20 protein-coding genes are annotated in these 17818 nt (G+C 65.4%); 10 read left to right on the top strand and 10 right to left on the bottom strand.

All coding sequences use genetic code 11. The annotated features are described in order from the left end of the window. Positions 1-43 precede the first annotated feature (43 nt). Positions 44-2335 carry a molybdopterin-dependent oxidoreductase gene (locus HCO70_RS17445; protein WP_371742257.1) on the top strand — a complete coding sequence of 764 codons (2292 nt, stop codon included), beginning with the start codon at positions 44-46 and terminating at the stop codon, positions 2333-2335. Between the two features lie 7 nt (positions 2336-2342). On the opposite strand, the gene HCO70_RS17440 is transcribed toward HCO70_RS17445, so the two are convergent. Together HCO70_RS17440 and HCO70_RS17435 are read right to left on the bottom strand one after the other, a co-directional pair. After that, positions 2343-3101, bottom strand: coding sequence for an amino acid ABC transporter permease (locus HCO70_RS17440; RefSeq protein WP_172298523.1), 759 nt, complete (start codon positions 3099-3101; stop codon positions 2343-2345). 7 nt (positions 3102-3108) lie between these two features. Further along, on the bottom strand, positions 3109-3849 hold the full coding sequence (locus HCO70_RS17435; protein WP_172298521.1) for an amino acid ABC transporter ATP-binding protein: 741 nt from the start codon (positions 3847-3849) through the stop codon (positions 3109-3111). A gap of 156 nt (positions 3850-4005) precedes the next feature. On the opposite strand from HCO70_RS17435, the gene HCO70_RS17430 reads away from it, so the two are divergent. Genes HCO70_RS17430 through HCO70_RS17420 form a run of 3 tightly spaced genes read left to right on the top strand, consistent with a single transcriptional unit; the run spans position 4006 to position 7257 of the window. Beyond that, the gene (locus HCO70_RS17430) at positions 4006-4776 is read left to right on the top strand and encodes a transporter substrate-binding domain-containing protein (RefSeq protein ID WP_172298519.1); all 771 of its coding nucleotides are present in this window, start codon (positions 4006-4008) and stop codon (positions 4774-4776) included. Beyond that, on the top strand, positions 4773-5879 hold the full coding sequence (locus HCO70_RS17425) for a histidinol-phosphate transaminase (RefSeq protein WP_172298517.1): 1107 nt from the start codon (positions 4773-4775) through the stop codon (positions 5877-5879). Before HCO70_RS17430 ends, HCO70_RS17425 begins: the two co-directional genes overlap by 4 nt. A gap of 4 nt (positions 5880-5883) precedes the next feature. Then, positions 5884-7257 (top strand): FAD-binding oxidoreductase, encoded by a 1374-nt coding sequence (locus HCO70_RS17420; RefSeq protein ID WP_172298515.1) that lies wholly within the window; start codon positions 5884-5886, stop codon positions 7255-7257. A gap of 4 nt (positions 7258-7261) precedes the next feature. On the opposite strand, the gene HCO70_RS17415 is transcribed toward HCO70_RS17420, so the two are convergent. The 7 genes from HCO70_RS17415 to HCO70_RS17385 form a co-directional block, all read right to left on the bottom strand. Further along, a complete protein-coding gene (locus HCO70_RS17415; protein ID WP_172298513.1) occupies positions 7262-8329 on the bottom strand; it encodes a hypothetical protein in 1068 nt (355 codons plus the stop codon). 3 nt (positions 8330-8332) lie between these two features. Continuing rightward, positions 8333-9298, bottom strand: a complete 966-nt coding sequence (locus tag HCO70_RS17410; protein ID WP_172298511.1) for an isopenicillin N synthase family oxygenase — start codon at positions 9296-9298, stop codon at positions 8333-8335. Positions 9299-9328: 30 nt separating this feature from the next. Beyond that, positions 9329-10357, bottom strand: coding sequence for a succinylglutamate desuccinylase/aspartoacylase family protein (locus HCO70_RS17405; RefSeq protein ID WP_172298509.1), 1029 nt, complete (start codon positions 10355-10357; stop codon positions 9329-9331). After that, positions 10354-10938 (bottom strand): carboxymuconolactone decarboxylase family protein, encoded by a 585-nt coding sequence (locus tag HCO70_RS17400; RefSeq protein ID WP_172298507.1) that lies wholly within the window; start codon positions 10936-10938, stop codon positions 10354-10356. The genes HCO70_RS17405 and HCO70_RS17400 overlap by 4 nt, the downstream gene beginning before the upstream one ends. Positions 10939-10950: 12 nt before the next feature. Further along, positions 10951-11277, bottom strand: a complete 327-nt coding sequence (locus tag HCO70_RS17395) for a non-heme iron oxygenase ferredoxin subunit (RefSeq protein WP_172298505.1) — start codon at positions 11275-11277, stop codon at positions 10951-10953. Then, complete coding sequence (locus tag HCO70_RS17390; protein ID WP_172298503.1) at positions 11274-12245, bottom strand: fatty acid desaturase family protein; 972 nt, start codon at positions 12243-12245, stop codon at positions 11274-11276. Before HCO70_RS17390 ends, HCO70_RS17395 begins: the two co-directional genes overlap by 4 nt. Before the next feature lie 66 nt (positions 12246-12311). After that, positions 12312-12932, bottom strand: coding sequence for an XRE family transcriptional regulator (locus HCO70_RS17385; RefSeq protein WP_216665495.1), 621 nt, complete (start codon positions 12930-12932; stop codon positions 12312-12314). A gap of 373 nt (positions 12933-13305) precedes the next feature. Here HCO70_RS17385 and HCO70_RS17380 point away from each other — a divergent pair, with 373 nt between their 5' ends. Genes HCO70_RS17380 through HCO70_RS17370 form a run of 3 tightly spaced genes read left to right on the top strand, consistent with a single transcriptional unit; the run spans position 13306 to position 15979 of the window. Next, positions 13306-14154, top strand: a complete 849-nt coding sequence (locus HCO70_RS17380) for an amino acid ABC transporter permease (RefSeq protein WP_172298499.1) — start codon at positions 13306-13308, stop codon at positions 14152-14154. A gap of 37 nt (positions 14155-14191) precedes the next feature. Further along, complete coding sequence (locus tag HCO70_RS17375) at positions 14192-15025, top strand: transporter substrate-binding domain-containing protein (RefSeq protein ID WP_172298497.1); 834 nt, start codon at positions 14192-14194, stop codon at positions 15023-15025. A 54-nt stretch (positions 15026-15079) separates the two neighbouring features. After that, on the top strand, positions 15080-15979 hold the full coding sequence (locus HCO70_RS17370) for an amino acid ABC transporter permease (protein ID WP_172298495.1): 900 nt from the start codon (positions 15080-15082) through the stop codon (positions 15977-15979). A gap of 7 nt (positions 15980-15986) precedes the next feature. On the opposite strand, the gene HCO70_RS17365 is transcribed toward HCO70_RS17370, so the two are convergent. Beyond that, positions 15987-16847: a LysR family transcriptional regulator gene (locus tag HCO70_RS17365; protein WP_172298493.1), complete on the bottom strand. Its 861-nt coding sequence runs from the start codon at positions 16845-16847 to the stop codon at positions 15987-15989. A gap of 167 nt (positions 16848-17014) precedes the next feature. Here HCO70_RS17365 and HCO70_RS17360 point away from each other — a divergent pair, with 167 nt between their 5' ends. Genes HCO70_RS17360 through HCO70_RS17350 form a run of 3 tightly spaced genes read left to right on the top strand, consistent with a single transcriptional unit; the run spans position 17015 to position 17817 of the window. Further along, positions 17015-17152 (top strand): hypothetical protein, encoded by a 138-nt coding sequence (locus tag HCO70_RS17360; protein WP_172298491.1) that lies wholly within the window; start codon positions 17015-17017, stop codon positions 17150-17152. A 16-nt stretch (positions 17153-17168) separates the two neighbouring features. Then, positions 17169-17591 carry a globin family protein gene (locus HCO70_RS17355; protein WP_172298489.1) on the top strand — a complete coding sequence of 141 codons (423 nt, stop codon included), beginning with the start codon at positions 17169-17171 and terminating at the stop codon, positions 17589-17591. Positions 17592-17640: 49 nt separating this feature from the next. Further along, positions 17641-17817: a hypothetical protein gene (locus tag HCO70_RS17350; protein WP_172298487.1), complete on the top strand. Its 177-nt coding sequence runs from the start codon at positions 17641-17643 to the stop codon at positions 17815-17817. Position 17818: the final 1 nt, after the last annotated feature.

Here is a 17818-nt window from a genome sequence, read left to right as displayed (position 1 = left end):
CCCTCTGTCCCCTGGCGCGGGTCGGCATATCGGAAAGAGCACAGTGACCGCACCGCAAAGATTCCTCCCGCATTCCTCGCATTGGGGTTCCTTCTCCGCCCGCCTATCCGGCGGAACGGTCGAGTTGCGCCATAGCCCAGACGATCCCGACCCCTCTCGGATCATCGACAACTTCGCCAACGTGCTGTCGCATCCTGCCCGCCTGACCCGCCCGATGATCCGCCGCGGCTGGCTGGAGGACGGCCCCGGTCCCGACGACCGGCGCGGCCGTGACGTTTTCGTGCCGGTCGACTGGCCCGAGGCGATCCGGCTGCTGTCGGACGAGCTGCGCCGCATCGGCGACCGCCACGGGCCGAAAGCGATCTTCGCAGGGTCCTACGGCTGGTCCAGCGCCGGGCGATTTCACCACGCGCAGGGGCATGTCCACCGCTTCATGAATACCGTGATGGGCGGCTACGTCGCCTCGCGCACCACCTATTCCAACGGCGCCGCCGAGGTCCTGCTGCCGCATATCATCGGGGCATTGCATCATTTTACGCGCAGCATGGACAGCTGGGCGGGGCTGGCCGAACAGTCCGGCCTCGTCGTCTGCTTCGGCGGTCTCCCGGTGCGCAACGCCGCCATCTCCGGCGGCGGCAACAGCCGCCACGTCGCCCGCGGCGCCATCGCCCGCGCGGCGGAGCGCGGTGCGGGATTCGTCTTGGCCTCGCCCATTCGAGACGACCTGCCTGTCGAAGCAGATGCCGAATGGCTGCCGGTGGCCCCCGGCACCGACACCGCGCTTATGCTGGGCCTCGCCTATCACCTCGTCGACAGGGGCCTGCACGATCGCGACTTCCTCGACCGCTACACCACCGGCTACCCGGAATTCGAACAATACCTCCTCGGACACTCAGACGGCATTCCGAAGACCCCCGCGTGGGCGGCGGAAATCTGCGGCATCCCGGTGGACACGATCACCAAGCTGGCCGAGCGGATGGCGGCGACGCGCACCATGATCACCCTCAGCTATTCGCTGCAGCGGTCCCGCCACGGCGAACAGCCGATCTGGATGGGCATCACGCTGGCCGCGATGCTGGGATACATCGGGCTGCCCGGCGGCGGCGTGACCTTCGGGCTCGGCTCCATCGGCAATGTCGGCAAACCGCCGCTCGCGGTGCCGCTGCCGACGCTTCCGCAGGGCCGCAACCGAGTGTCGGATTTCATCCCGGTCGCGCGGATCGCCGACATGCTGCTGTCCCCGGGCGATTCCTATTCCTTTGACGGGGAAACCCGGACCTATCCCGATATCCGGCTGGTCTACTGGGCCGGCGGCAACCCGTTCCACCACCATCAGGATCTCTCGCGGCTGGCGCGCGCCTTCGCGCGGCCCGACACGGTTGTCGTCAACGACTCGGTGGCCACCGCAACGGCGCATCACGCGGACATCGTTCTGCCTGCCACCGTGACGCTGGAACGCGACGATATCGGTGCGGGGGCCAACGATCCGAACCTTGTCCCGATGCGGGCACTGGCGGCACCGCCGGGCGAAGCCCTGGACGATTACGAGATCTTCGCACGCCTCGCCCGGGCCCTGGGCCGCGAAGACGATTACACCGAGGGCCGCGACGCGTGCGGCTGGCTCAGCTGTCTCTACGAGCGCACACGCCACGCGCTGGCAAAGGCGGACCTTCCCGCGCCGGAGTTCGACGCCCTGATGGATGGTGGCGAAATCGCGTTGCCCCTGTCCGACAGCCCGGACTTTCTGATGCGCTTTCGCGCCGATCCACAGGCGAACCCGCTGACAACGCCCAGCGGAAAAATAGAGATCACTTCGCAGACGCTGGCGGGTTTCAACCTGTCCGACTGCAAGGGCCATCCCACATGGCTGCCGCCGGTGGCCGAAGACAAAGCCTGCCCCATCGTCCTCGTCGCCAACCAGCCGGCCCGCAGGCTGCACAGCCAGCTCGATTTCGGCCCCTACAGCCAGGAGGGCAAGACCGGCGGGCGCGAGACAGTTCGCATGCATCCGCAGGATGCCGCGTCGCGCGGCCTGCAGGATGGCGACACGGCGCTCCTTCGCTCGCCCCACGGCGCCTGCCTTGCCGGGGTCCGCCTGTCAGAGGATATCCGCCCCGGCGTGGCGCAGCTTTCGACCGGCGCATGGTACTCGCCGGCAGAGATCCCCGGCATCGGCACAGTCTGCGTGAACGGCAACCCGAACGCGCTGACGCCCGATATCCCGTCTTCCAGCCTGACGCAGGGCTGCGCCGGGCAGCTCGTGCGGGTCGAAATCTCCGCCTGTCCCGATGCGCCGCCGCCGACAGGCCACCCGCAGTTACCCGAAAGCGCTTAGGCGACGACTACCGCTCGTCCACCCGCATCCGGTTTTCCAGCCAGCGCACCGCCTGGCTGATCACCAGCACCAGCACAAGGTATTCGAGGATCAGGAAGGTGTAGATCTCCAGCGGCCGGTATTCCGTCACCACCAGTTCATTGGCGCGCCGCGTCAGTTCCTGCATCCCGATGACAGAGGCAAAGGCGGACATCTTCACGATATAGATGAACTGGTTCGCCAGCGGCGGCAGGATCCGCCGGATCGCCTGCGGCAGGATCACGTAACGCATGGTCTGCGCCCGGTTCAGCCCGATAGTCTGCGCCGCCTCGCGCTGACCGCGCGCAATGGACTGGATGCCGGCGCGGTAGATCTCGGCGGTAAAGGCGCTGTCCGCCAGCGCCAGCGTGATGATCGCGCCCCAGAACGGATCGATGGACACCTTGATGCCCATCGATTTCAGCACCACGGGCAGCCCATAGAACACCCAGAACAGCATCGGCAGCAGCGGGATCGCGCGGATGAATTCCACGTAGACCCGGTTCGCCCAGCGCCAGCCCCGCTGATCCGACAATCCCGGCAGCGCCACGATCAGGCCGAGGAACATCGACATCACCGCGGCGATGACCGACAGCAGAATCGTGTTGCCGAAACCGCTGATCAGGAACTGCAGGTTGATGCGGCCACGTTCGGTGCTGGGATCGATCACGTACCAGCCCCAGGCCGTGGAAGAGGAACAGCCAGACAGCAAAAGCAGCAGGCCGGCGGCGACAAGGAAGCGTTTCATGAGGATCTCAGTGTTGCAGGATGCGGTCGAGGAAGGCGCGGCAGCGCTCGGATTCCGGGGCGCTGAAGAACGGGCCGGGCGGGTTGCTCTCCACGATCTCGCCGCGGTCCATGAATATCATCCGGTCCGCCACCTTCCGGGCAAAGCCCATCTCGTGGGTGACGACGATCATCGTCATCCCCTCGGCGGCAAGCTCCACCATGACATCCAGCACCTCCGAGATCATCTCGGGGTCCAGCGCCGAGGTCGGCTCGTCGAACAGCATGATCCGCGGCTCCATGCATAGCGACCGCGCTATGGCGACCCGCTGCTGCTGCCCCCCGGACAGCTGGCCGGGATACTTGTCTGCCTGCTCGGGAATATGAACGCGATCGAGGTAGCGGCGCGCGATCTGCTCCGCCTCCGCCCGCGACTTGCCGCGCACCTTCAGCGGGCCGAGCATCAGGTTTTCCAGAACCGACAGGTGCGGAAACAGGTTGAACTGCTGGAACACCATGCCGATCTCGGCCAGTGCGGTGCGCACGTTGCGCCCCTCGCCCTCCAGCTCGATGCCGTCGATCCGAATGGTCCCGGACTGATGCCGCTCCAGCCGGTTGATGCAGCGCACCATCGTCGACTTTCCAGACCCCGACGGACCGCAAACCACGATCTTTTCCCCCGGCGCGACCGTCAGGTCGATGTCCTTCAGCACGTGGAAGCTGTCGAACCACTTATTCACGCCGACTAATTCTATCGCAGCTTGCTGCATTGGCTGGCACCCTGTTCCCGATTTTAACTGTCAGTAGAATTTTTTCCTTGGAATTTACGGGGCTAGGCCGTTTGATCAATCCCATACCGCCTCGGAAGTCACGCCAGACCGGCAATTCGGGTGCTCCAGGCTCTTCAACAGAGAGGAAGAAACGAAATGCGCAAATTATATGCAGTTTTGATTTCCGCCGCGGTCCTCCTCGGGCTCGTCGGACCCGTCAGCGCGCAATCGGCGCTGAACGAAATACTCGATTCCGGCGTGCTGAAGGTCGGCACCACGGGCGACTGGAACCCGATGAGCGTGCGCGACCCGGCGACGAATTCCTACAAGGGATTCGACATCGACGTGATGAACGAACTGGCCAGCGATCTCGGCGTCGAGGTCGAATTCGTCCCGACCGACTGGAAGACGCTGGTCAACGGCGTCGTCGCCGGAAACTACAACCTGACAGGCTCCGCCTCGATCCTGCCGGCCCGGATGAAGGTGGCCGCCTTCTCCAACGTCTATCTCGAAGCGGTGATGTACCCCTTCACCACCGAGGACAAGGAAGCGGACTTCGACGGCTGGGACTCGATCAACAAGTCCGGCGTGAAGGTCGCCACGACGCTCGGTACCTCCTTCGAGCCGCTGGTCAAGCAGTGGTTCCCCGAAGCCGAGATCACCGTCATCGAAGCACCCGCCCGCGGCTATCAGGAAGTTCTGTCCGGCCGTGCCGACGTCTTCGTGACCTCGAACATCGAGGGCTCCACACTGATGGAAAACTTCCCCGTCGTGCGCGTCCCCAACACCGATCCGCGCCAGCCGTCGCAGATCGCCATGCTGATGGCCCAGGACGATCAGGTCTGGATCAACTACATCAACACCTGGATCGAACTGAAGAAACGCCGCGGCTTCTTCGAAGACCTGAAAGCGAAGTGGAAGCTGTGAGCCCCGCAGACGATCTCCGTCCGGAACCGGCACGCCCGGTTCCGGTCGCGGGCATCATGGATGTCCCGCCCTACATTCAGGGCGCATCGCAGGCCGATGGGGTGGAAAACCCCATCAAGCTGTCCTCGAACGAGAACCCCTACGGCCCCGGCGAAAAGGTCAAGAAAGCGATCCGCGACGCGGTGGACGACATCCACCTTTACCCCGAAAGCAACGCCACCGCCCTGGGCGACGCGCTGGCGAAATTCTGGAACCTTCCTGCCGACCGGATCGTCACCTCCACCGGCTCGGATTCGCTGCTGCCCTTCCTGATGCGCGCCTATCTCGGGCGTGGAGAGGAGGGCCTCTATTTCACCGACTCCTTCCCGAAATTCCGCACCTACGCCATCGGGCAGGGATCCGTCCCCGTCGAGGTGCCGCGCCACAAGGAAAACGACTTCGCCGTCGACCCCGCCGCGCTCGCCCGCGCGATCACACCGCGCACGCGCATGGTCTATCTCGACAATCCCGGCAACCCGACCGGCGTCATGACCCCGCCCGAAGTCGTGCGCGAGCTCTACAAAGTCGTGCCCCCCGACGCGCTGCTGGTGCTGGACGAGGCCTATGCCGAGTTCAGCGACATCGGCGACACCGGCCTGCGGCTGGCGGCGGAAAAGGAAAACGTCGTCGTCCAGCGCACGTTCTCCAAAGCCTTCGGCCTCGCCGGCCTGCGCATCGGCTGGTGCATCGGCGCGCCACCCATCATGGAAGCCCTCCTCAAGATCCGCCCGACCTTCCCGCTGTCCGTGCCCGGCATCGCCGGCGGCATCGCGGCGCTGGAAGACGGCGACACCATGCGCGCCAGCGTGGCTACCATCCGCGCGACCCGTAGCCGGGTGGTGACGGCGTTGCGCGCAGCCGGCTGGCGCGTCCCGGAGCCAGCCGGCAATTTCTTCCTGCTGCGAAGCGAGGGCGCGCCGATGAGCTATGACGACGCCGTCGCGGCGCTGATCGCCAGGGGCCTGCTCATCCGCCCGTCGCGCGTTCACGGGGACGAGCCCTGCATCCGGATCAGCATCGGCACCGATGCGCAGATGGATCTGGTGCTGGACGCGCTGACCTGACCCGATGACCCGCGAAGAGCTATTCGGCTGGTGCCAGACCCGCTTCGGCGCGCGGTTCGGCACCGGCACATCGGTGCGCGAACTGCATGGCCGCGACGAATCCGGGCATTTCCCGCCGGCCCTGCCCGATGCCGTTCTCTGGCCGGAGACGGCACAGGAAATCGCCGAACTGCTCCCCCGCTGCGCCGGGGCGCGCTGCCCGGTCATCCCCTTCGGCGCGGGCAGCTCGGTCGAGGGGCAGGTGCTCGCCGTCGAGGGCGGCATCGCCCTCGACATGACCCGCATGGCCGCGATCCTCGACGTGTCTCCCGGCGACATGATCGCCGAGGTGCAGGCCGGCGTCACCCGCGAGGCCCTGAACGACCACCTGCGCGATACCGGCCTGTTCTTCCCGGTAGATCCCGGCGCCAACGCGACGCTCGGCGGCATGGCCTCGACCCGTGCCTCCGGTACCACGACCATCCGCTACGGCACGATGCGGGACGCGGTGCTGTCGGTCGAGGCGGTGCTGCCGGACGGCTCGATCCTCCGCACCGGAAACCGCGCCCGGAAAAGCGCCGCGGGCTACGACCTGACGCATCTTCTGGTCGGGTCCGAAGGCACGCTCGCGGTAATCACCGCCCTGACCCTTCGGCTGCAGCCGCGCCCGGAAATCAGCCGCTCCTATCAGGTCAGCTTTCCCGACATCGCCAGCGCGGTCACAACCGTGATCGAGGCGCTGCAATGTGGGGCGCAACCGACCCGCATCGAGCTTATGGACACGGCGCAGATGGCTGCCTGCCTTGCGGAATCCGACCTCGATCTGCCCATAGCGCCATCGCTGCTGATCGAGATCGCCGGTACCGACGCCGCCGTCACCGAAGAGATCGCGGTTCTCGCCGAAGTCGCCCGCGCGAACGGTGCCGTAGCCGAAAAGCCCTGCGACCTGCCCGGAGAGGCCGCCGCGCTCTGGCGGATGCGCCATGGCGCGGTGCATGCCTCGCGCCGGTCAAATCCGGGATGCGAAACCCTGTCCACCGACCTCTGCGTGCCGATCTCGAAACTCGCCGAGGCGATCGACCGGACCCGTGCCTGGATCGACGCGGCGGGGCTCGACGCGCATATCTGCGGCCATGTCGGCGACGGCAATTTCCACGCCATGTTTCTCTGCGATCCCGCACAGCCCGGGGAACTGCAGGCGGCCACCGAAATCCACGACCGGATGGTCGCGCTGTCACTGGAGCTTGGCGGAACCTGCAGCGGCGAGCATGGCATCGGGATGGGAAAAAAGCGCTACCTTCGGGCCGAGCATCCGGACACGCTGCCGGCGATGCGGGCGGTCAAGCGAGCGCTCGATCCGGCCGGCATCATGAATCCGGGAAAGATCTTCGACCTCTGAAGCGTCAGAAGAGCCGTGCCAGCGACGGTGCCTTCGACAGGCTCTCGGAAAGCGCCGGAAACGCCTGCGGCATCAACCGGCCCTTGTCCCAAAGCGCTACACCGTCGACCAGAACGGTCGCATCAGGAAGGTTCCAGCTGATCTCCCCCGGCGCCGACGTGCCGCAGGTATGAAAATGCAGCAGGCGCGGACTGGAAAAGACCGTGTTCGACCAATAGTCGAGGTCCTGCCCGGTGGCGTCGAAATAGCGGCAGCCGGGATGAATCCCCGCATGCCAGCTATGGACCACGAACGGCTCGATCCCGAATGCATCCGCAACCGCCTGGTAATGCGCCCTGATCCGCACGATTTCGGCGGCATCACCCTCGAACCCGGCAATCCGACCATTCTCCACCAGCCCGAACACGGGATGTTCCAGCGGCAGCACGGCAGGCTCGTAACACCGGTTCCCGGTGGGCGTCAGCGCGCCGGTCAGCGCCACGCGTCCGCTGAACCCGTTCGCGGGCACCGGTGCAGGCACGCCCAGCGGAAACCGCCGCGTGGTGACGTCGGCGGGCGTCTCGCCGGTGTCGCTGGCGACGGGCGCACGGCCTGTAACGCGTGTGCCGTTCGGGCAGGTGATCTCGATGGTCCGGGCCGTGAACAGAACTTCGTCCACGGCCTTCTTCAGGCCCAGCATTGCCTGATGCGGGACACGTCCGAACTCGGACGCAAGATCGTTGGCGTTCCGTGCATAGACCATCACCCGCCGCCCTTTCGCCAGCCCGTCGAACCGCCCCTGATCGCCGATACGCGCGAAAAAGATGATGTTGCCCGGCGAGGTCAGCAGCTCCGCCACCTCCGCCGGCTGCTCCCGGTCCGGCGGCAACGCCTCGCACCTGCGTACCCGCAGACCCAACGCCTCCGCTTCGGTCGCAACGCTCTCGGCCGCTTCGAAATCGTACCACCCGTGCTCCGCCGCCTCGTGGCAGATCACGACCTCGTCCCCGGCACTCAGCCCGGCGCAATCGAACAGCAGGTTGCGCGCTGCTTCCGACAGCAGCTTGGCGTCTGACCCGGATTCACCGAACATGCATCACGCCTTCCGGTAGGCGAACGCCTTGCCGAAGCGCCATATCAGGTAATCCCCGCAGGTGATCGGCTCGTTGGCCGGCCGATACCCGTCGCCGAAGACCTCGCTGGCGTCGATCATGGTTTCCGGGTTGGGATCGAAGGCCAGAACCAGCGACATCCGCTCGCGTCCCGACGCGTTCACCACCCGGTGCGGCGTGGACTTGTATTCCCCGTCCGTCCACCGCGCCAGCAGATCGGCGACATTGACCAGCAGCGTGCCCGCGATCGGAGGCGCCTCGATCCACTCGCCGTTCACATCCTCGACCTGCAGGCCGCCCACATCGTCCTGGCACAGCACGGTCAGCACGCCGAAATCCGTATGCGGCCCGACGCCGAACTGATCCTCGCCCAGCGAGGCATCCTGCGGCGGGTAATAGACGAAGGAGCAGCGTGACAGCGGCTTGTCGGCGCTCTTCAGAAAGAAATCCTCCGGCAGGTCCAGCCCCATCGCAAAGCCGCGCATCAGGTGATGCGCCACCTCGTGGGCATGGGTGAAATAGGCCATCGCGGCCTCTTCCAGACCCGGCTGAAACGCCGGCCACCGGTTGCCGCCGCGCAGCGGGTGATCGTCCGGCGTCACTCCGTCCGCATCCTGGAACCCCCAGATGAAGCTTTCCTTCAGGTCGGCCTTGGCGTCGTCCTGCATCTTCGCGCCGCCCTGCCCCAGCCAGCCGCGATGGCTGGACGACACGCGCACGCTCTCCTTCAGGTCCGGATCGGCATGGAAGAATTCGTAAGCCGCGGCCCGCGCCCCGTCGATCACCGCATCCGGAATGCCGTGGCCTCGAACATAGATGAAACCCAACCCCTTCGACGCCGCATGCAGCGCCTTGGCAACCGTCATCGGGTCCGATCCGTCGCGAAGCGCCGTGATGTCGATGACCGGTATCTCATCGGCGTCGGTCTTGCGGGCGGTGGCATAGTTCATCTGCTCTACTCCTTCTGTGGGCGGGCGGGGTCAGCCCACGTCCGACGCGATGAATGCAAGGAAACTTCCGGGCACGACCCTGGCGCGGCGCGTCTCCGCAAGGACAAGCCCCGAGGTCCGGGCGAGGATCTCGACCGGCGGCGCCTCCGGCCGCTCGGGCGACAGGATCCAGCCCAGGCACTCGCCCTCGCCCACCGACTCGCCGGCCTGTTTCGCGGGCTGGTAAAGCCCGGTCTCCGGCGCGGTCACGCGATGCCCGGGCCGCGCCAGCTCGACCAGCCGCGGCTCGGGCAGGGCGATCCGCTCGCCCTCCACCACGCCAAGTTCGATCAGCGTGCGGCACAGGCCGGTCTCGGCCGCGTCCAGCGGGTCGATGCCCACCGCGCCGCCGCCGCCCAGCTCTGCCGCGATGCAGGGCACGCCCGCCGCCGTCGCCGCGCCGTTCACCGACCGGCTGTCGTTCGCTGCGCCCAGCACCCAGACCACCTCGGTCCCGAAGGCGCGCGCCATCTTGATGTTGTCCGGGTCCAGCGCCCCGTCCCGCCCCCGCGCCGCCAGCGCGCAGGGCACGAACCACGATGCCTGCCCGCCGGAATGCAGATCGATCACCGCATCCGCCACGGGCAGCAGGCAGGCCGACACCATATGCGCGATCTGCTGGGTCGGCGGCCCCTCCGGATCGCCGGGAAAGGCGCGGTTCAGGTTGCCGCCGTCCAGCGGCGAAACCCGGGTCCCCGCCTGGCAGGCGGGCCCGTTCAGCATCGGCAGGAAGATCAGCCGCCCGGCAACCTTTTCCGGCGCCAGCTCCTGATACATCCGGGTCAGCGCCACCGGCCCCTCGTATTCATCCCCGTGCACACCGGCCAGCAGCAGCACGGTCGGCCCCGGCCCGCCGACAATGCACATCGCCGGAATCCGGTAGACGCCCAGCGGATTGGCATTGTCCGACCACAGAAGCCCCAGATGCCCGCTGCGCTTGCCCGGCGCAGCCAGGTCGATCTCCGGCTGGATCCGCGTGGCAGAGAAATCCGGCGCCTGGAACAGCGGGGCCGCCGTCATTCCTCGGCCTCGGCATAATAGCCCACGACATCGCCGTCCGTGGTGACGCCCAGCCCGTTCAGCAGCCGGTTCACGTAGTTGAAATACCCGATGATCTGGTTCGCCTCGAGGATCTGGCCATCGTCCAGCCCCGCCTCGCGCAGCGCGTCCACATCCGCCTTCCGCATCTTCCCCGGCTTGCAGGTCAGCTGCTCCGCATAGCGCATCAGCGCCAGCTCCGCCCCCTCGAACACCGTCTCGGGCGTCCCGTCCTGCAGCGCCGCGCCGATCTCGTCGGCGCGCTCCTCGTCGCCGATCAGGTGGCGCGCGTTCTTCCAGTGATTGGCCAGTGAATAGGGGCAGTTGTTCAGGATCGACACGTAAGAGCTGATCGTCTCCTGCAGCCACATCGGGATCGTGTTCGCCTCGTCGTGCAGCGCCGCGCGGTACAGGATCACATGGCCCTTCATCGTGTTCGGCCGCAGCGAATGCACCCGCATCACATTGTCGACGGTTCCGTGCGGCGTGCGGGCAAGGTCCAGCACGTCCTTCAGGGCCGGGTCGGCCTCTTCATCGGGGATCATCCGGATCCAGGCGGACATGGCACTCGTCTCCTAAAGCAAAACCTGAACGCGTCCGTCGACGACGCGCGACTCGACCATCCTTAGCGGCACCCGCGCCGGCGCCGCCTTGGGCTGGCCGGTACGGGCGTCGAACAGGCCCTGATGCAGCGGGCACTCGATATGCCTGCCATCGAAATAGCCGTCGCACAGGTTTGCCGCCCCGTGGGTACAGCGCGCGAGGCTGACGAAGATGCCGTCGACCGTATCGAAGACCGCCAGTTCCCGGCGTCCCAGCATGACCGGCGTGGCGTCGCCCTGTTCCAGATCCGCCACCGCGATCAGGTCCTGCCAGGTCTTCTGCCGGCCCTGCGCATTCATGCCTTGGCGCTCTCGCCCTGCATGTCGCTGCGCGGCTTGCGGCCGATCAGTTGCGAGATGATGTCGATATGTGCGCCCAGATATCCGCGCGGCTCGACATAGACGTAGCCGTCAAGCTTCTCGTGCAGCTTGGGCAGCGCATGGAACGGCACCGACGCGGCATAGTGGTGCTCCGCATGATAGTTCATGTTCCAGCTCAGAAAGGCGAGCGGCGCGGAAATCAGGTTGGTGCGCGTGTTCTCCCGCATGTCGCGCACGTTCGGGCGGCCCACATGCTCGGTCAGGCGGATCCAGCGCATCACCGGTTCGCCCAGCAGCACCGGCAGCCACCAGTACCACAGCGGCGCCCACCACCCCGTCGCGATGCAGAAGATCAGGATCGCGGCGTAAAGCCCGGCCATGATCCGCGCCTCCCAGAACACCGCCTGATACGCCTCTTTCGGCACGAACACCTTGTCGCCCTCCGACATGTGCCCGGCGATGTGGCGCGAGAACTCCTTGATCTTCGCCCACCAGTACGGAACCGAAGAGATGTACCACAGGTATTTCCACACAGAGATCGGAAGCTCGATCAGTTCCGGGTCATACCCCTTCAGCTGCGTGTGGGTGTGGTGATCGCAATGCTCATAGCGGAAATACTGGTGCGGCAGCGCGATGATGAAGCCGCAGATATTTCCGGCCACGTCGTTCAGCCATCGCGTCTTGAACGGGGTATAGTGGACGCATTCGTGCTGCAGCGAGAAATGGTGCACCATCAGGATCCCGTGCACGAACATTGCCGGCCAGACCAGCCACGTGCCCATGCTCAGCCAGATCATCGAGCCGGTCACCAACAGCGCCGCGATCCATATCACCAGCCGGCGCGCCGCCGGCCAGTCAGACCGACGCATCAGCGCCTTCAGCTCTTTGCGTGTCAGGGCACCGTCATTCAGAGCCTGTGTGATCGGTGTCAGAACGGGTGCGGCCATGAGGAGATCCTCCGTCGTGTCTCCTCGCATATACCGTCAGGAAATTTTTATCCTCAAGGGAAAATTCTATCTCGGCCGGGAAATTACCGTCAGAAACCGGGCGCGTGCTGAATTGATATGCACCGGTCCGTGCGGAACGCTTGCATCAAAGGACAATGTGTCCCCGGCAGTCAGGTCGTAGACCTCGTCGCCGATGCGGTAGGACAGTTCGCCCTCGATGAAATGCATCAGTTCCACGCCGGAATGCTGAAAGATCGGCGTACCGGTCACCGGCGCTTCCAGCGTTATCAGGTAGCTCTCCAGATCCTGACTGTCGTTGGAAACGTGGCCAAGCTGCTTGTAGCTGTGGCCATAGGTCGACCCGGCCCGTCGCACCGTGACCCCTTCGCCGGCCTTGACCAGCGTGACCTCGTTGATCTCGACCGTTTCGGCGAAGAAATTGATGATCGGCACGTTCATCGCGCTCGCAAGGGCGTTCAGCGTACTCAGCGACGCGGAAACCTGACCGCGCTCGATCTTAGAGATCATCGGGGTTGAGATCCCGGATTTCGCGGAAAGCTCGGCAAGGGTCATCCCGGCCTGGGCGCGCGCGTTGCGCACCGCGAGCCCGACCAGCATGTCGAGGCTGTGCTTCTGCGTATTGGCCGGGGCGTCTTCGTGCATGTCTGAATTGTCCGTTATCTGCATCTCAAAGGTCAGTACCGATCGGCGGGGCAAATACAAGGTCACGTCGGCGAACGGCATTCCGTGATATGACAGCCATGCGCTTTTGCCTCGCATCCGGGCAAATCACCGTGGCCGCGCCGCAGTGGGTATCTGAAATGTTCATTCCGAAACGGATACGAAATTCCTGGTTACCCGTCCCTCATAACAACCAGACCGACCCGCCGCCCAGCGCCTGATACCCTTCCACCCTTTCGCCCGGCACCGTTGAAGGGGCGAAACGCATAAAAAAGATGCATCCTGAGAGGAAATTAATTTCTCTACAGGAGAATTTGTGCCTTCCTCTGGGAAACGGATTCGGCCGGGCCTATCCAAGAGCCAGAAAGTCGGGGATGCCATGACCGAGATCGGCACTGACAGGGACAGCGCCCTTGCGCTCTATGAAACGAAGGCGCGCCTGCACCTCAGGCGCCGCAACCTGTCGGACTGGGCGGTCTTTCTCTTCGGCGCGGCGGTCATCCTCTGGGGCGTCCTGCGCGGTGCCGATGCGATGCACTACAATTGGCAATGGTATCGCATCCCGCAGTATTTCTACCGCGTCATCGACGGTGAACTGATCTGGGGTCCGCTGGTGCGCGGCCTGATCGTCACCCTGCAGGTCACCCTCTGGGCCGCCATCCTTGCCTTCACCATCGGCCTCACGGTCGCGCTGCTGCGCCTGTCGCGCTCGTTCTCCGGCCGCTGGCTCTCCACCATCTATCTCGAAGCGATCCGCAACACGCCGCTTCTGGTGCAGATGTACCTGTTCTATTTCGTCCTCTCCCCGATCCTCGGGATCGAACGGTTCTGGACCGGCGTCCTCTGCCTCGCCTTCTTCGAGGCATCCTTCATCTCGGAAATCATCCGCGGCGGCATCCTGTCGGTGCCGAAACCGCAGTGGGAGGCGGCCTCCTCCCTCGGTCTCGGCGCGCGCGCGACCTACCAGAAGGTCGTGCTGCCCCAGGCCGTCCCCCTGATGCTGCCGCCGCTTACCTCCTCACTCGTCAATCTCGTGAAGGCGTCCGCCATCGTCTCGACCATCGCGGTCTTCGACCTGACCAACGAGGGCCGGAACGTGATCGCCGACACCTTCATGACATTCGAGGTCTGGCTGACCGTCGCGGCGATGTACCTCGTCCTGACGATCAGCCTCTCCGCCGTCGCTTCCTGGATGGAACGGCGCGTGCGCCGGTCGTGGCGCAACTGACACCAAAAAACAGAACGAACCCAACAGGAGACACCAGATGAAATACCTCAGAAACATGATCCTCGCCGCCGCCGCGGCGCTGAGCGTCGTCGGCGCCCAGCGCGTGCAGGCGCAGGACACGCAACAGGCCATCGCGCAGGACAGCGTGATCGAGACCATCAAGCGCCGCGGCGCGCTGAAGGTCGGCATGGCCACCTTCGTGCCCTGGGCGATGCGCGACAAGGACGGCGACCTCATCGGCTTCGAGATCGACGTCGCCAAGAAACTGGCCGAGGACATGGGCGTCGAAGTCGAATTCATTCCCACCGCGTGGGACGGCATCATCCCAGCGCTGATCGCCGGCAACTTCGACGTCATCATCGGCGGCATGTCGATCACCATGCAGCGCAACCTGACCGTCAACTTCACCGAGCCCTACGCGAAATCCTCCTTCGGAGTCATGTCGCATATCGAGCTGACAGAAGGCATGGTCTGGCCCGACGACTACAATTCGACCGACGTCACCTTCTCCTGCCGCCGCGGCGCGACGCCCTGCGACTACATCAAGGTGCACTTCCCGAAAGCGACCCTGCGCCTGTTCGACGACCAGGCCCAGACCGTGCAGGAAGTCCTGAACGGCAATGCCGAGGTCATGCTGTCGTCACAGCCGCTTCCGGCCTTCACGATCTATGACAACCCCGAAGTCGTATATTCCCCGACCGACGAGTTGATTTCGCCGGCCGATTCCGCCTTCGCCGTGCGCAAGGGCGACCCGGACGCGCTGAACTTCTTCAACAACTGGATCCGGTACCGCACCAATGACGGCTGGCTGCAGGAGCGTCACAGCTTCTGGTTCGACGGCCGCCCCTGGGCCGATCAGGTCCCCGAGTAAGGCCGCCGGACGGGGCGTCTCGCGCCCCGTCCCCCAACCCGGACAAGGCACGGCATGTACCCGGATCCAGACCGCAAGACCCGCTTCGGCATCCTCGATCTGCTGATCATCGGTGCCGTGCTGGCCTTTGTCTTCTACATCTCGCACCGGGTGTCGGACGTGCTGGTCTACAAGTGGGACTGGTCCTACCTGCCCCGCGCCCTCGTCCGCCCGAACGCCGAAACCGGCCGCTGGGAGCCGAACCTTCTGCTCGAAGGGCTGCTGACCACGATCCGCCTGTCGGTCTGGGCCATGCTGATCGCCAGCACGCTTGGCCTCGTCCTTGGCATCCTCGCCAGCAGGCAACGGCTGCTGCCACGGCTCACCAGCACCGCCTATGTCGGGCTGATCCGGAACGTGCCGCCGCTGGTCTTCCTGTTCGTCTTCTACTTCTTCGTTTCGTCGCAGATCATTCCGCTCCTCGGAATCGACGCCTGGGCCCGAAATCTCGGCCCCAGCGGCGAAAACGTGGTCGGCTTCCTTGCCGGATCACCGCAACGGCTGGAAAATTTCATCGCCGGCGTCATCAGCCTCGCGATGTTCGAGGCGGCCTATATCGCCGTCATCGTCCGCACCGGTATTGAATCCGTCCCCCGCGCCCAGATAGAGGCGGCCGAAAGCCTCGGGCTGCGGCCTTTCCAGATATTCCGGCTGGTCGTCTTCCCGCAGGCCCTGCGCGCCGTGACGCCGCCGCTGGCGAACCAGTTCATCATGCTGGTCAAGGACAGCTCGATCGTCTCGCTGATCTCGGTAACGGAACTCACCTTCGTCGGCACCGAAATCGCGGTGTCCTCCAACCGCCGGTTCGAGACATACATCACCGTCGCGCTGTTCTACTTCGTCCTCTGCTTCGCCCTGTCGCGGTTCTTCTCGTGGTTCGAGAACCGCCAGCGCCGGTCCGACTTGACCCGCTGATCCGCGCTCACCCGCGCCGCGCGGCGATCAGCTCCGACAGCCGCCGCAGCGCCGGGGTTTCCCCGCCCCGCCGCCAGACAAGGTAGGTCGTCAGCGACGCGGTCAGCCCGTCCAGCCGGTGCACCTTGATGCCGGACCTGTCCGGAAACGCCGCCAGCACGCTCTCCGGCATCAGCGCCAGACCCATCCCGGCCACGACCGTGCCGAACATGGCGTGATAGGATCCCAGTTCGATCACCTTCCGCGGCAGAACCCCGGTCGCCGCGAACCAGCCTTCCAGCTGGCGGCGATGCGGGCATCCGTTCTCGAACACGATGATCGGCTCGCTCGGCGGCGTGACGGCGGAAATATCCGCGCCGTCCGCTGGCCCGATCAGCACCAGCGGCTCTTCGAAGGCCGGCTCCCCGGCCAGCCGCGTATCCGCCAGCGGCCCGGCGAAAAAGGCGGCGTCAATCTCGTCCTGCAGGATCGCCTGGCTCAGCTGAACCGGGTTACCCGTCGTCAGGGTCAGGTCGATCTCGGGATACAGCCGGTGCAGTTCGGTGATCACCGGCGGCAGCCGCACCGCCGCCGTACTCTCCATCGCGCCCAGCCGGAACGGCCCGGCCAGCCCCGGCGACTGCACCGCGCCGCGGGCCTCGTCGGCCAGCGCCAGCAGCCGCTCGGCGTAACGCATCAGCGTCTTGCCCGCGGGCGCGACATGCATCCCCCGCCCCTCGCGAATGAACAGCGGCTGGCCCAGCTCCGCTTCCAGCTGCTTTACCCGCGCGGTGATGCTGGACTGCACGCGCCCCAGCTTTTCCGACGCGCGCGTGATGCCTCCTTCGTTGACGACGGCCAGGAAGGTTTCGAGATCACGGATATCCATTCTTCAATTTCGAACGATTCATTCGATACTATTCATTTTATTAGAATGATTGGATGCCGTAAACCCGGCACATCCGGCAATTGGCCGGTCGGGACATCCCGAAACCCAGGAAAAGCAATCAATCCAGAACGGTCCCGCCCGCCGGCGACCGGCCGAGAGGACACGTCATGTTCATCGAACGCATTCTTCTGCGCGAGGCTCTGGGCCTCGCTCCATTTTCCACCCCGAACCGCCGCGTCGGCGCACGGCCGACCGATCCGCCACCGCATCAGGGCGCCCGCCACCGCAACGCCAACCGCACCTGAACAGGGAGGACACCACATGACACCGCAAGATATTTGCCTGATCCGCGACAGCTGGGCGAGGGTCGAGCCCATCGCCGAAACCGCCGTCAGCAGCTTCTACCAGCGCCTCTTCGACATCGCGCCGGAGCTTCGCGAGCATTTCGCAAGCACCGACATGGCCGCACAGCATGTGCGCCTCGCCCAGACCCTCGGCGCCGCCGTCGCCAATCTCGACGACCCGGCAACGCTGGTCCCGATCCTGCGCAAGCTGGGCGAAACCCATGCCGGCTACGGCGCCGATGTCGGCGCCTACGACAAGGTCGGTCTCGCCCTGCTCTGGACGCTGGAGAACGGCCTCGGCCCCGACTGGACCCCGGACACCCGCGAGGCATGGACCCGCGCATACGGCTTCATCGTCGAAAACATGCTGATCGGCGCCGCCTCCGCGGAAGCCGCCTGACACACCCCCTCCCGGTCCCGGCCGGGAGGCCCAATCAACGGAGAGCACCATGCCCCACGACAGCGACATCCGCCGCCGCCGCGACGGCTCGATCGACACCGGTCATTATCTCAACGAATGTCGAAATGTCCGCAGCGCCGCCGCGCACGGCTTGTTCGGCATCGGACGCCGTCATCGCCAGCGGCACGCGGCCAGCCTGCGACAGCAACTCACAGGGATCTTCTGAC

This window comes from Pseudoruegeria sp. HB172150 (assembly GCF_013184805.1).
In the GTDB taxonomy this organism is placed as follows: Bacteria; Pseudomonadota; Alphaproteobacteria; order Rhodobacterales; family Rhodobacteraceae; genus Psychromarinibacter.
Note: the sequence above shows the minus strand (reverse complement) of the source record. Positions and strands in the feature narration are given on the sequence as shown.

What these genes read in the sequence shown, in the direction of transcription:
- HCO70_RS17440 (WP_172298523.1), bottom strand. Translation starts at nt 3,101, where the DNA reads ATGAAACGCTTCCTTGTCGCCGCCGGCCTGCTGCTTTTGCTGTCTGGC.
- HCO70_RS17435 (WP_172298521.1), bottom strand. Translation starts at nt 3,849, where the DNA reads ATGCAGCAAGCTGCGATAGAATTAGTCGGCGTGAATAAGTGGTTCGAC.
- HCO70_RS17430 (WP_172298519.1), top strand. Translation starts at nt 4,006, where the DNA reads ATGCGCAAATTATATGCAGTTTTGATTTCCGCCGCGGTCCTCCTCGGG.
- HCO70_RS17420 (WP_172298515.1), top strand. Translation starts at nt 5,884, where the DNA reads ATGACCCGCGAAGAGCTATTCGGCTGGTGCCAGACCCGCTTCGGCGCG.
- HCO70_RS17415 (WP_172298513.1), bottom strand. Translation starts at nt 8,329, where the DNA reads ATGTTCGGTGAATCCGGGTCAGACGCCAAGCTGCTGTCGGAAGCAGCG.
- HCO70_RS17410 (WP_172298511.1), bottom strand. Translation starts at nt 9,298, where the DNA reads ATGAACTATGCCACCGCCCGCAAGACCGACGCCGATGAGATACCGGTC.
- HCO70_RS17405 (WP_172298509.1), bottom strand. Translation starts at nt 10,357, where the DNA reads ATGACGGCGGCCCCGCTGTTCCAGGCGCCGGATTTCTCTGCCACGCGG.
- HCO70_RS17400 (WP_172298507.1), bottom strand. Translation starts at nt 10,938, where the DNA reads ATGTCCGCCTGGATCCGGATGATCCCCGATGAAGAGGCCGACCCGGCC.
- HCO70_RS17395 (WP_172298505.1), bottom strand. Translation starts at nt 11,277, where the DNA reads ATGAATGCGCAGGGCCGGCAGAAGACCTGGCAGGACCTGATCGCGGTG.
- HCO70_RS17390 (WP_172298503.1), bottom strand. Translation starts at nt 12,245, where the DNA reads ATGGCCGCACCCGTTCTGACACCGATCACACAGGCTCTGAATGACGGT.
- HCO70_RS17385 (WP_216665495.1), bottom strand. Translation starts at nt 12,932, where the DNA reads ATGCAGATAACGGACAATTCAGACATGCACGAAGACGCCCCGGCCAAT.
- HCO70_RS17380 (WP_172298499.1), top strand. Translation starts at nt 13,306, where the DNA reads ATGACCGAGATCGGCACTGACAGGGACAGCGCCCTTGCGCTCTATGAA.
- HCO70_RS17375 (WP_172298497.1), top strand. Translation starts at nt 14,192, where the DNA reads ATGAAATACCTCAGAAACATGATCCTCGCCGCCGCCGCGGCGCTGAGC.
- HCO70_RS17370 (WP_172298495.1), top strand. Translation starts at nt 15,080, where the DNA reads ATGTACCCGGATCCAGACCGCAAGACCCGCTTCGGCATCCTCGATCTG.
- HCO70_RS17365 (WP_172298493.1), bottom strand. Translation starts at nt 16,847, where the DNA reads ATGGATATCCGTGATCTCGAAACCTTCCTGGCCGTCGTCAACGAAGGA.
- HCO70_RS17360 (WP_172298491.1), top strand. Translation starts at nt 17,015, where the DNA reads ATGTTCATCGAACGCATTCTTCTGCGCGAGGCTCTGGGCCTCGCTCCA.
- HCO70_RS17355 (WP_172298489.1), top strand. Translation starts at nt 17,169, where the DNA reads ATGACACCGCAAGATATTTGCCTGATCCGCGACAGCTGGGCGAGGGTC.
- HCO70_RS17350 (WP_172298487.1), top strand. Translation starts at nt 17,641, where the DNA reads ATGCCCCACGACAGCGACATCCGCCGCCGCCGCGACGGCTCGATCGAC.